Origin of the sequence: Metabacillus niabensis (genome assembly GCF_902829255.1) — a bacterium.
Classification (GTDB): domain Bacteria; phylum Bacillota; class Bacilli; order Bacillales; family Bacillaceae; genus Metabacillus; species Metabacillus niabensis.
Window position 1 is genome coordinate 1 of record NZ_CADEPK010000182.1, and the last position, 12256, is coordinate 12256.

The following is a 12256-nucleotide window of genomic DNA, read 5'->3' on the forward strand; positions in this document are numbered from 1 at the left end:
AATTAACACTGCATATGTAGAAGAAAACAATATCCATGTTGTTAGAAGACTTTCAGGTGGTGGGGCTGTCTACCATGATGAAGGTAATTTGAACTTTAGCTTTATCACAAAAGATGATGGAGAAAGCTTTCACAACTTTAAAAAATTCACAGAACCAGTTGTTCAAGCATTGCATAAGCTCGGTGTAAAGGCGGAAATGAGTGGAAGAAATGACCTTATTGCTGAAGATGGCCGAAAAATATCAGGAAATGCACAATTTTCAACAAGAGGTCGAATGTTTTCCCACGGTACATTATTATTTAATTCAGAAATAGACAGTGTTGTTTCTGCTTTGAAAGTGAAAAAGGATAAAATTGAATCAAAAGGAATTAAATCGATTCGTAGCCGTGTTGCAAATATCAGTGAATATTTAAACGAAAAAATTACGATCCAGCAGTTTAGAGAACTATTACTCCATCATATTTTTGGTGAAATTGAAGAAATTCCAACCTATGACTTAACAGAAGAGGATTGGAATAAGATTCATGAAATATCAAAAAAACGATATCAAAATTGGGATTGGAACTATGGGAAATCGCCAAAATTCAATTACCAACATTCACATCGTTTTCCTGTTGGCCAAATTGATGTCCGCTTAGAGGTACAAAAGGGCGTTATTGAAAATTGTAAAATATATGGAGATTTCTTTGGCGTAGGAGATGTAGAGGAAATCGAAGCTTTGTTAATCGGTACTCGTTATGAAAAAGAAGGACTTGAGAAAGCTTTAGAAAATATTGACATCAAAAAGTATTTTGGGCAAATTGAGAAAAGTGATTTCATAAATTTGATTTATTAATAGAAGGTGGAAGAAAGCGGGCATTTTTAAGGGAATTGCCCGTTTTTATTATGAATGTTTTGTGTGAGATCCTTTCCAGATAATTGTCTTTATCATAAACATTAAATATAATATAGAGGTGGATTGTTTCACATAAAACATGAATGACTATTCATTCATTAAAAGGGGTGGGAACATGAATTTATCGGATCGTTTAACACAAGCAGTGGAAAAGTATGGAGACAAGCCGGCTTTTATCTTTGAAGAGGAAGAAACAACATATGAGCAGCTTGACGATGCAGTAAATCGATTTGCATCAGGCTTACAGGCAATGGGGATTCAAAAGGGGGATCATATTGCTCTATTACTCGGTAATTCACCATATTTTATCATTTCCTTGTATGGAGCGATGCGTGCAGGAGCGACCATTATTCCGATTAATCCTATTTATACTCCAAGCGAAATCGTTTATTTATTAAGCAATGGAGATGTAAAAGTCGTAGTTGCCCTAGACTTAATTATCCCAATTGTTGAAAAAATTGAAGGACAGCTTGAAAAATTAGAGCATATTATTGTTTGTGAATCACCACAAGGGAAAAAGGATAAGCAACAGCAATCTGGTAACGGCAAAATGAGAACGTTTACAAATATTTTAGCAATTGGAACTCCTCATTTTCTCGGTCCGAATTTAGATGAGGATGACACAGCCGTTATTCTCTATACTTCAGGAACAACAGGAAAACCAAAAGGGGCAATGCTTACACATAAAAACCTATACAGCAATGCATTTGATACCGCGACATATTTGAAAATGTCAAAGGAAGATGTTGTTGTGACAACATTGCCAATGTTTCACGTGTTTTGTCTGACCGTTTCTTTGAATGCTCCATTAATGAATGGTGCTACTTTACTTATTGTTCCGAAGTTTAGTCCGTCTGATATATTTCAGCTTGTCAAAACATATCGAGCAACAGTGTTTGCTGGAGTTCCAACGATGTATAACTTTTTGCTGCAATATGAAAATGGAAATCCAGAAGACTTAAAAACATTAAGACTATGTATTTCAGGTGGTGCCTCTATGCCTGTAGCTTTACTAAAAGGCTTTGAGCAGAAATTTAAAGTTATCATTTCAGAAGGGTATGGGTTGTCAGAAGCATCTCCTGTTACATGCTTTAATCCACTTGATCGCCCTAGAAAACCAGGGTCTATCGGGACAAGCATTGTAAATGTAGAGAATAAAATTGTTAATGAGCTTGGTGAAGAGCTTCCACCTCATCATGTTGGTGAGCTTATTGTACGCGGACCAAATGTAATGAAGGGATATTATAAACTACCTGATGATACGATGAATACGATTCGTAATGGTTGGCTCTATACTGGAGATTTGGCAAAACAGGATGGGGACGGTTATTTTTACATTGTTGACCGAAAGAAGGATACAATTATTGTCGGTGGCTATAATGTTTATCCACGTGAGGTAGAAGAAGTACTTTATAATCATGAGGATGTTGTTGAAGTGGCTGTTCTTGGTGTGCCAGATCCAGATGTTGGCGAAGCTGTTAAATGTTTTGTTGTAGTGAAAAACAATGACATAACCGAAGAAATACTACTTGAGTATTGTAAAGAACATTTAGCAAAATATAAGATACCGAGCTCAATAGAATTTTTAGAAGAATTACCTAAAAACGCTACAGGAAAAATATTGCGAAGAGCACTAAAAACACAAGTTTTATAAGAATAGTATAGAAAGTATCGTAGTAGAGTATATATTTTCATTTTTAAAACACAGGTACAATTTTCCATCACCTGTGTTTTTTACTATGTTTGATAGATAATCTCCCAAAGAATATAGTTATTTTATTATGAAAATATTCAAAAAATATTGAACTATTTTTATATTTCTGTATAATTTAATCAATAAAAGCATAAAAGCGTTACAGGGAAAAATAAAAGGGGGATTATTATATGATAAAAAATTGGAAGATAGGAGCAAGTGTTCTTTTAGCTAGTTTCATAGCTTTAGCTGGATGTGGGAGCGGCGAAAGCACGTCTGGTAGTAGCAATGAAGGGTCTGAAGGAGGAAAAACATATAAAGTTGGGATTAGCCAATATGTTGAACATCCTTCTCTCGATGAAGCAACAAAAGGATTTCAAGCAGCGTTGAAAGATAAAGGCTTAGATGTTGATTATGATATTCAAAATGCTCAAGCTGACCAAACGAATAGCCAAACGATTGCAACGAATTTAGTTGGGGACGGCGTTGATTTAATTTTTGCAAATGCAACACCTAGTGCACAAAGTGCATTAAATGCAACGAAGGATATTCCGATTGTGTTTACATCAGTAACAGATCCGATTGGTGCAAGTCTTGTAAAAAGCTTTGAAGATCCAGGTGCGAACATTACTGGGACAACAGATACACATCCAGATGCAATTCCAAATACAGTGAAATTTATTGCTGATAATATTGAAGGCAATAAGGTTGGGATGGTATACAATGCTGGTGAACAAAACTCTGTTGCTCAGGTTGACCTAGTAAAGAAAGCAATGGAAGGTACGGATTTAGAAATTGTTGAAGCAACTGTTTCAAATACTAATGAAGTAAAGCAAGCAACAGAATCTTTAGTCGGAAAAGTAGATTCTATTTATATCATTACGGATAATACAGTCGTCTCTGCTTTAGAAACAGTTATTGCGGTTGCTAGTGATGAAGACATTCCATTGTTTGTTGGAGAATTAGACTCTGTTAAACGTGGCGGTTTTGCTGCATACGGATTTGACTACTATGATATTGGCTATGAAGCTGGTGAAATGGCAGCAGATATCCTTACTGGCGAGAAAAAGGTTGAAGAAGTTCCTGTTCAATATCCGAAAAAGTTAAAATTACAAATTAATGCAAAAGCAGCAGAGGATATGGGAATTGAAATTAAAGATGAATGGAAAGAAGAAGCAGAAATTATTGAATAAAGGTGAGAAGCTATGTTTACAGCTATATTCGGCTCTTTTGAGTCAGGCTTAATCTATGCGATTATGGCTTTAGGTGTATACCTGTCATTTCGAATATTAGACTTTCCAGATTTAACAGTGGATGGAAGCTTTGTTACTGGGGCAGCGGTTAGTGCAATTTTAATAGTTAATGGCACTAACCCTTTCCTTGCTACTCTAGTTGCACTGATTATTGGCTTTTTAGCAGGTTGTATGACGGGAATTCTTCATACAAAGGGAAATATAAATCCATTATTATCAGGAATATTAATGATGATTGCTCTTTATTCGATTAACCTGAGAATTATGGGAAAATCAAATGTACCACTTTTAACAGAGGAAACGGTTTTTACGCAGCTACAAGATTTTTGGAATAAGCTTGGGATTGATGCTGGATTAGAGCGATTATTTTTATCGATTGGTCTTGATGGCTTCATTCCAAAAACATGGTCAATTTTAATTGCGATGCTAGTATTAATTGTTATTATTAAGTTTTTATTAGATAAATTCCTAAAGACAGAGCTTGGACTTGCTATTAGAGCAGTTGGTGATAATGAAAACATGATTACGAGCTTTTCTGCTAACACAGATATGCTGAAAATTCTCGGTCTTGGTCTATCAAATGGACTTGTTGCATTTTCAGGTGCATTTATTGCTCAATACAATGGGTTCAGTGATGTCGGTATGGGAATTGGGATGATTGTTATCGGTTTGGCTTCCGTTATTATTGGGGAAGCAATTGTTGGGACTAAATCAATTGTACGCGCGACTTTAGCCGTTATTATTGGTGCAATCATTTACCGTTTAATTGTTGCAATGGCATTAAGATTTAACTTTTTCGAAACTGGTGATATGAAGTTAATTACTGCATGTATAGTTATTGGAGCCTTAATCATACCGCAAATTATCGATAAGCAAAAAGAAAAGCGGAAGAAGAGCCTACGTAGAAAGCGGGGTGGAGGCATTGCTACAACTAAAGCAAATTTATAAAGTGTTTAATGAAGGATCTGTTGATGAGAAAATTGCGTTAGACAGTTTATCCTTATCGCTAAAGGAAGGCGACTTCGTAACAGTTATAGGCAGCAATGGTGCGGGGAAATCAACATTACTTAATGTTATAGCTGGACGGATTATTCCTGATGAAGGGGAAGTTCTTATAAAATCTAAGCTGATGAATGATGTGAAGGAATATAAACGTTCGCAATACATTGGCCGTGTTTTTCAGGATCCGATGGCTGGAACTGCGCCGACGCTATCTATCGAGGAGAATCTTGCCCTTGCCTACTCTCGGGTTCATAAGCGTACATTAAAACCGGGAGTTACCACAAAAAGACGTGCGTTCTTTAAGGAGCAATTAGAGCTTCTAGGACTAAATCTGGAGAATCGTCTAACAGCAAAGGTTGGACTTTTATCAGGTGGTGAACGTCAAGCTTTGTCACTGCTGATGGCAACTTTTACTAAGCCAGATATTTTATTATTAGATGAACATACAGCTGCACTTGATCCATCTCGTGCAGAATTAATCACAAGGTTAACGAAAAAGCTTGTTGAAAATGGTAAACTAACTACCCTTATGATTACTCATAATATGCAACAGGCTGTTGACTTAGGAAATCGGATAATTATGATGGATAAAGGAAATATTGTTTTCGAAGCAGAAGGGAAACAAAAGCAAAATCTTACTGTTAACTCTTTACTGGAGGAATTTGCGAAAATTAAATCTGATAGTTCGTTATCAGATAAAGCTTTATTAATTTAAAAGGTGCTAGTCTCTTATCGAAACATATCGGTAATTGACTAGCACTTTTTTCTATGGAAAAAGCAGTTGTATGATAAAATATACATATGTATAAAATATTATACAATTTAACATTAAAGGAGTCATTATGCAATCAATACATAAGCAAATTGCTGAGAACTTAAAAGCGATTCGTAAGCTAAGAGGGTATAGTTATGACCAGCTAGCAAATGTAACAGGTGTTAGCAAAGGGATGCTGTCTCAAATTGAAAAGGGAGAAACGAGTCCCACAGTGAATACATTATGGAAAATTGCCAACGGACTGCAAGTTTCTTTTTCATCATTAGTGGAGGAAAAGGCACCTTCTGTTTCTGTTGTTCGCTTACAGGAAAAAGTCGCATTGACTGAGGGTGATGATTTATATCGAGTGTTTCCGTATTTTCCTTATGATAGTGCTAAACGGTTTGAAATCTATTACATGGAATTAATGCCACATTGTATCCATACATCTGATGGCCATTATGGCAACGTCGAGGAATATATATTAGTGTGTGATGGAGAGGCAACACTCACGATAAATGGTACTAGCTACACCTTATTAAAAGGAGATTCAATGAAGTTTCAAGCAAATCAACTTCATACATATGGAAACAATACGAATGAAATAACTAGTTGTTATTTACTAATCTATTATCCGTAAGCGATTACTTTGTAAATTAAAGTAGGAACACTATGAAAATAAAGGAGGAGGTACTCGAATTGGCAACAACAACGATAGAAAAGGGGCATACTAGCTTCCTTCAAGGAATACAGGGAGGAGCGAGCATTGCTATTGGGTATCTACCAGTTGCGTTAACGTTCGGACTTCTCGCTAAATCAACTGGTTTACAATTATCTGAAACGCTTTTAATGAGTTTACTTGTTTATGCAGGTGCTTCTCAATATATTTCTTTAAGTTTAATAGCGGCAGGAACTGGTGTGATTGAAATTATTTTTACAACGTTTATCGTTAATATTCGCCATTTTCTTATGTCTGCTTCCTTAAGTGAAAAGGTTGAGGAAGATGCACTTTGGAAAAAAGCCGTCTATTCGTTTGGTTTAACGGATGAAACTTTTTCGGTAGCTTCGATGAAGGAAGGGACGGTAAGCACAGCGTATTTATGTGGGCTTATGTTTATATCATATGCAAGCTGGGGGATAAATTCAGGAATTGGATTTGTACTTGGTGCTAGCTTGCCAACTACTGTCCAAGAAAGTATGGGAATTGCACTTTATGCAATGTTTATCGGCTTATTAATCCCATCATTGAAAAAGCATCGGAAGGTTCTTTATTTAGCGACACTTGCAGCAATTGTAAATTCAATCTGCTATGCGACACAGATGATTTCAACAGGATGGTCAATCGTCATTTCTACTTTGATTTCAGCACTTGTGATCGAATGGATCGATACAAGACTAAAAAATAAGGAGGATTTGGAGAATGGATAAAACCGTATTGTTCATGATAATAGGGATGGGACTCGTTACATACATACCACGAATGATTCCGCTTGTTGTATTAAGTAATATAAAGTTGCCGATATTTGCCCAAAATGTATTAAAGAATGTCCCTTATGCAACATTAGGTGCTTTAATCGTTCCAGGAATTTTTCTTATTAGCGAAGATCCGCTATTTGGCGTAATCGGTGCAATTGCTGCAATACTTATTGCCTTTATGGGGGCTAATGTTATTATCGTTGTAATGGGTTCAATAGGTACACTTGTTTTATATAGCCTGTTATTTACATAAAGTGACACATCAAAATAGCTTTGATTTGAGTTCTAATTAAACGAGCTTGTAACTACACTAGAAATAAGAGCTTGTTTAAGGGGGATAACTACTTGAGAAAATGGATAACTCGCTCAATATTCTTTTATTTTTTATATGGATTACTCGTATATTGGTATTTGTTTTTTTTCTCTGGGTCTGGTGTTCCTGCACCATATGAAGGAACGTCAGCAGACCCTTCAACATTTATGTCTGGAAGAGAATTGCTTCTTTCACAGGAGTATTCAACAATTAAAAACTTTCTCTATTTTGTGACAATCCCATTTGAATGGTTCCTTCTTTTTATTTGTCTTATTACAGGCTTTTCAAGAAAGATGCAACAATGGTCTGAGGCAACATCGAAATTTTTTAGCTTACAATCAGCTATTTATTTCTTTTGGCTATCATTATTTGTTACGGTCGTTTCGTTTCCGGTAAATTGGATAAGCTATCAAATATCTAAGTCCTATCAAATTACAACTCAAACTTTCTCAGCATGGATGAAGGATGAGATAATAGATTTTTGGGTTAATTACTTATTAATGACGATAATCGTCATTGTCTTATATTGGCTAATAAGACGATTTGAAAAAAGATGGTGGCTTTATGCCTGGCTTTTATCGATTCCATTTTCCTTCTTTTTAATGTTTGTTCAGCCTGTCATTATCGACCCATTATATAATGATTTCTATCCATTAAAAAATAAAGAGCTAGAGGAAAAAATATTAGCACTTGCTGATGAGGCGAATATTCCCGCTAATCATGTATATGAAGTGAACATGTCAGAAAAGACAAATGCGCTTAATGCGTATGTCACAGGTATTGGGGCAAATTCGAGAATTGTTCTTTGGGATACAACATTAAATCGATTGGACGAGGATGAAATTCTATTTATTATGGCTCATGAAATGGGTCATTATGTTATGAAACATATCTATATTGGAATTGTAGGCTACTTATTATTAAGCTTAGTTGGTTTATATGCTATCAATGTATTAATGAGGTTTATTATAAAACGCGCAGGATCATTATTAAAAATTAGTTCGATAAAGGAGTTAACAGCATTTCCGTTATTTCTAATGCTATTAGGAGTCTTAATTTTTGCTTCAAGCCCAATATCAAATGCAGTTGCCAGATATCAGGAAAAATCTGCTGATATGTATGCAATTGAAATGACAAACAATCATGAAGCAGCCATCAGTTCGTTCCAGGAATTATCAAGAGCCGGATTAAGTCAAGTGAATCCACCAGCATTGGTTAAAATTTTTCGTTATACACATCCGACAATGTTAGAACGGATTGTTTATTTAGAGAAGCATAAGGAAAGTGCCAAATAACCTGTATAATTGTAAGAAAAGGATCAGTGAGAAATAACTGATCCTTTTCTTTGCTTATAAATTTTAAACTGGGAATATGGCGTTCTGCAGCTGTCTTTAGCACTTAGGTTCCACCGGAGATAAGTCAAAATTTGTGGTAAAGAGTGTCTGAGTCTTTAATTTTCGAAATTCCCTATTTTTTGCAGAAAACAAAATAAAGACCGCCAATCGGCAGTCCCTATCCTAGCTCACATAAAGCTTTGTATTCTTTTGATAATGTCATAAATAATTGTTTGTTTTTTGTGTCAAGTGCATCATTAATACGTTCTTCTAGCAAAGATTTTTTCCTGATAAACAACGCCTCGTCTAAAACCATTTGGATATACATGTCTAGTACAGGATGCTCGGATGGAACGTTTTTCATTGTATTGCGGGACTTCATGATCTCAGTGTAAGATGACTTTTTATTTTTCATGAATATCACCCCTGATGCCTTTTTTATATTGTATGGAATTTAGGGATAAAAATCAACGGAATATTTAAAATCTTTTAAAATTAATTAGGAATATTTTTGTAAGTATGATATATAAGCATGTGGGCATCCTAATTCAATAGGAAGTGATATAAAAATGGAAGAAAAAGAGCTTGAATTACGCTCGACACCGTTAAATCCGTTAATGAATGTTGTCGTACATAGTGACCAGGATGAAACCAATATTGAATTAGAAGAAGAAGAAAAATGACTTTTTTACAGAAATGTAAATTAAGTCATTTTTTTATTGATTTTTTGTAAATTTATAGAATTAAATAGGTATAATATGCTAAATTTGATGTGGGATAATTTACCTAAAATTTTCTAGTGAGGTGTAAATAAGTGAGTAGGCTAAAGAAGAACGTAGAAGATTATATTATTAATCGTTTTACGATGGCGATTCTACCAAGTGAGGATAGAATGAGCTCTGTCATCTATGAGCTGAATGATTTATTACACGTTGAGCAGCGACCAATAGATGTAATCGAGCAGAGCTGCCGCTATTTCGGAAGCAGTTATCATGGTAGGAAGGAAGGCACTAGGGATTTAATGGGGGTTACCCATAAGCCGCCAATTGTTATTGACCCTGCAAATGCTATTTATTTTTTCCCCACGACTTCTTCAACAAGACCACAATGTATTTGGCTTTCACATTCTTATGTGAAAAAACACTCCAAAACAGCAAATAATGCAACAATTGTCACATTTACAAACGGAGAAGAATTGACAGTAAATATGTCAATTGGTTCGTTTGAAAACCAATTTTACCGGACAGCACAGCTAAGAACAATTATTTCCACAAGAATTGAGAATGAGCAAAGGAAAATGGAAATGCTTTTAATGCCAAAAGGAGAAAGTAAGTTTAGTCAATTATATGAACAGATTATTAGAGAAATTCAGCGGTATTCTTAATTGATTAAAGGTATGATAAAAAGAATATGGGGCTGTCATATTTGAGGATGATGTTTGCTTTGAACAGCCCCGTAATTATACTATCTTGCACCAACTTTATTTAAAAACTGCAATGTACGCTGATTTTCTGTTTTATTAAAGACGTTATCCGGTGTTCCTCTTTCAACAACAACACCATTGTCCATGAAGATAACTTCGTCTGCAACATCACGAGCAAATTGCATTTCATGAGTGACAACAACCATTGTCATCCCTTCCTCTGAAAGCTCCTTCATTACCTTTAGAACCTCACCTACTAGTTCAGGATCTAGTGCAGAAGTTGGCTCGTCGAATAATAAAACATTTGGACCCATTGCCATCGCTCGTGCAATCCCTACACGCTGCTGTTGACCTCCTGATAATTGGTGTGGATACATATCTGCCTTATCCTTAAGCCCAACCTTATCAAGAAGACGGTGTGCTATTGTACGAGCTTCAGCCTTTGTTTTTTTCAATACTGTCACTTGGCCCTCCATCACATTTTCCAACGCTGTATAATGAGGGAAGAGGTTATAATTTTGAAAAACCATACCTGTTTGTTTTCGAAACGATATAATTTCACTTGAAGATAATTTCTTTTTCTCCTGAAATTCAATAGAGTTTTCTCCTAAGGAAATCGTACCTCTGTCAGGTATTTCGAGAAGATTTAAACAGCGTAACAGCGTTGTTTTACCAGAGCCAGAAGGTCCGATAATGACGGCGGTTTTTCCTTTATCAACCGTTAAATCAATTCCTTTTAACACTTCTAAGTCATTAAACTTTTTATGCAAGTTTTTTATATTAATCATATACCGATACCTCCATTATTTCGCAACTGTTCGGTCGTATCGATGCTCTAGCTTTGCCTGTGCAAATGAAAGGATCGTACTAAATAGTAAATAGATGACGGCGACTTCAATATAAATCCATAACGGTTCATACGTAACAGCTGCAATTTGTTGACCTTTTTGGAACATTTCTGTAACTGTTATTGTTGCAGCTAATGACGTATCTTTAACTAGGCTTATAAAGGAGTTTCCTAATGGAGGTATACTTACCCGAACTGCTTGCGGAAGAATTACTCTTCTCATTGCTTGTGCTTTTGTCATACCGAGAGAGTAAGCAGCCTCCCATTGACCTTTTTGAATCGAAAGAATCGCTGCGCGGATAATCTCTGAGCTATACGCTCCTTTGTTTAATGTAAAGCCAATTACTGCAGCAGTAAATGGGTCTAGCGTTACCCCTAGACTTGGAAGTCCGTAAAATAAAATAAATAATTGAACGAGTAGTGGTGTACCTCTGAAAATCCATACGTAAAATTTCGCAAGTGCAACAAGTGGTTTAAAGCTAGAAAGTCGAGCTAAAGCTGTAAAAAATGCTAAGATAAGACCTAAGATAAATACAATAATCGTAAGTGGGATTGTAAAAGCTAATCCCGCCTTTAAAAGTGGAAAAAAGGAATCACTAAGGATTCCTATAATTCGTTCTGAACGTTCATCTGCAAACATCTTCAATCATTCCTTTACTTGGAAACATCAGTTCCGAACCATTTTTCAGAGATTTTTAAATATGTTCCATCTTCTTTCATGTCTGCCAAAGCTCCGTTAACAGCTTCTACTAGTTCGTCACTGCCTTTACGGAATAAGAAACCATTGCTTGTTGCATTTTCCTCTTCATAAACAGTTTTTACAGGTAGATCAGGGCGTTGTTTTTTTAGATCTAAGTATGATAGGCTATCGTTAATCGTGCCATCAATACGTCCTGAGACAAGGAGATCGATTGCTTGGTTAAAGCCTTCAACAACAGTATTTGTTGCACCATGATCCTCAGCAATTTTCCGGTAATTGCTATCTAGTGATTGTCCAACCTTTTTCCCTTTTAAGTCTTCTAGGCTTTTAATTTCATCATTATCCTCATGAACAACAAGGACAGCCTTTGAAACAATGTATGGGTCTGACATATCATATTTTTCTAATCGATCTGGACGAATAGCTACTTCATTTGCAACCATGTCATAACGCTTTGCATCTAAACCAGCGATCATACCATCCCATTTTGCTTCAATAAACTTAGGTTCGATATCAAGACGCTTAAATACTTCTCTAGCGATTTCAATATCAAAACCAGTTAGTTT

14 protein-coding genes are annotated in these 12256 nt (G+C 35.7%); 10 read left to right on the plus strand and 4 right to left on the minus strand.

The genetic code is table 11. The features are described from left to right. The 9 genes from HU235_RS12445 to HU235_RS12485 form a co-directional block, all read left to right on the plus strand. Positions 1-835, plus strand: an 835-nt coding sequence (locus tag HU235_RS12445; protein ID WP_174880413.1) for a lipoate--protein ligase, incomplete at its 5' end; no start/stop codon positions are given. Positions 836-1010: 175 nt separating this feature from the next. After that, positions 1011-2549, plus strand: a complete 1539-nt coding sequence (locus tag HU235_RS12450; RefSeq protein WP_174880414.1) for a fatty acid--CoA ligase family protein — start codon at positions 1011-1013, stop codon at positions 2547-2549. A 230-nt stretch (positions 2550-2779) separates the two neighbouring features. After that, on the plus strand, positions 2780-3781 hold the full coding sequence (locus tag HU235_RS12455) for an ABC transporter substrate-binding protein (RefSeq protein WP_095300867.1): 1002 nt from the start codon (positions 2780-2782) through the stop codon (positions 3779-3781). 12 nt (positions 3782-3793) lie between these two features. Continuing rightward, on the plus strand, positions 3794-4789 hold the full coding sequence (locus HU235_RS12460; RefSeq protein WP_095300866.1) for an ABC transporter permease: 996 nt from the start codon (positions 3794-3796) through the stop codon (positions 4787-4789). Then, on the plus strand, positions 4764-5558 hold the full coding sequence (locus HU235_RS12465) for an ABC transporter ATP-binding protein (RefSeq protein ID WP_145581449.1): 795 nt from the start codon (positions 4764-4766) through the stop codon (positions 5556-5558). The genes HU235_RS12460 and HU235_RS12465 overlap by 26 nt, the downstream gene beginning before the upstream one ends. 127 nt (positions 5559-5685) lie before the next feature. Continuing rightward, positions 5686-6237 (plus strand): helix-turn-helix domain-containing protein, encoded by a 552-nt coding sequence (locus tag HU235_RS12470; RefSeq protein ID WP_174880415.1) that lies wholly within the window; start codon positions 5686-5688, stop codon positions 6235-6237. A 59-nt stretch (positions 6238-6296) separates the two neighbouring features. Then, positions 6297-7025 (plus strand): AzlC family ABC transporter permease, encoded by a 729-nt coding sequence (locus HU235_RS12475; protein ID WP_233452212.1) that lies wholly within the window; start codon positions 6297-6299, stop codon positions 7023-7025. Beyond that, entirely contained in the window at positions 7018-7326 is a 309-nt protein-coding gene (locus tag HU235_RS12480) for an AzlD domain-containing protein (protein WP_174880417.1), read from the plus strand. Before HU235_RS12475 ends, HU235_RS12480 begins: the two co-directional genes overlap by 8 nt. A 92-nt stretch (positions 7327-7418) precedes the next feature. Beyond that, positions 7419-8681 (plus strand): M48 family metallopeptidase, encoded by a 1263-nt coding sequence (locus HU235_RS12485; protein WP_174880418.1) that lies wholly within the window; start codon positions 7419-7421, stop codon positions 8679-8681. A gap of 217 nt (positions 8682-8898) precedes the next feature. Here the strand turns inward: HU235_RS12485 and HU235_RS12490 are convergent, their stop codons facing one another. Further along, positions 8899-9135, minus strand: a complete 237-nt coding sequence (locus tag HU235_RS12490; RefSeq protein WP_095300860.1) for an IDEAL domain-containing protein — start codon at positions 9133-9135, stop codon at positions 8899-8901. Between the two features lie 399 nt (positions 9136-9534). Between HU235_RS12490 and HU235_RS12495 the strand changes: the two genes are divergently transcribed. Continuing rightward, positions 9535-10104, plus strand: coding sequence for a competence protein ComK (locus HU235_RS12495; RefSeq protein WP_233452213.1), 570 nt, complete (start codon positions 9535-9537; stop codon positions 10102-10104). Between the two features lie 80 nt (positions 10105-10184). Here HU235_RS12495 and HU235_RS12500 read toward each other — a convergent pair whose 3' ends face one another. The 3 genes from HU235_RS12500 to HU235_RS12510 form a co-directional block, all read right to left on the minus strand. Further along, positions 10185-10931 (minus strand): amino acid ABC transporter ATP-binding protein, encoded by a 747-nt coding sequence (locus HU235_RS12500; RefSeq protein WP_145581444.1) that lies wholly within the window; start codon positions 10929-10931, stop codon positions 10185-10187. A 15-nt stretch (positions 10932-10946) separates the two neighbouring features. Continuing rightward, positions 10947-11630 carry an amino acid ABC transporter permease gene (locus HU235_RS12505; RefSeq protein WP_095300858.1) on the minus strand — a complete coding sequence of 228 codons (684 nt, stop codon included), beginning with the start codon at positions 11628-11630 and terminating at the stop codon, positions 10947-10949. A gap of 14 nt (positions 11631-11644) precedes the next feature. Next, the coding region (locus HU235_RS12510; protein WP_174880419.1) for a transporter substrate-binding domain-containing protein at positions 11645-12256 on the minus strand (612 nt) is incomplete at its 5' end.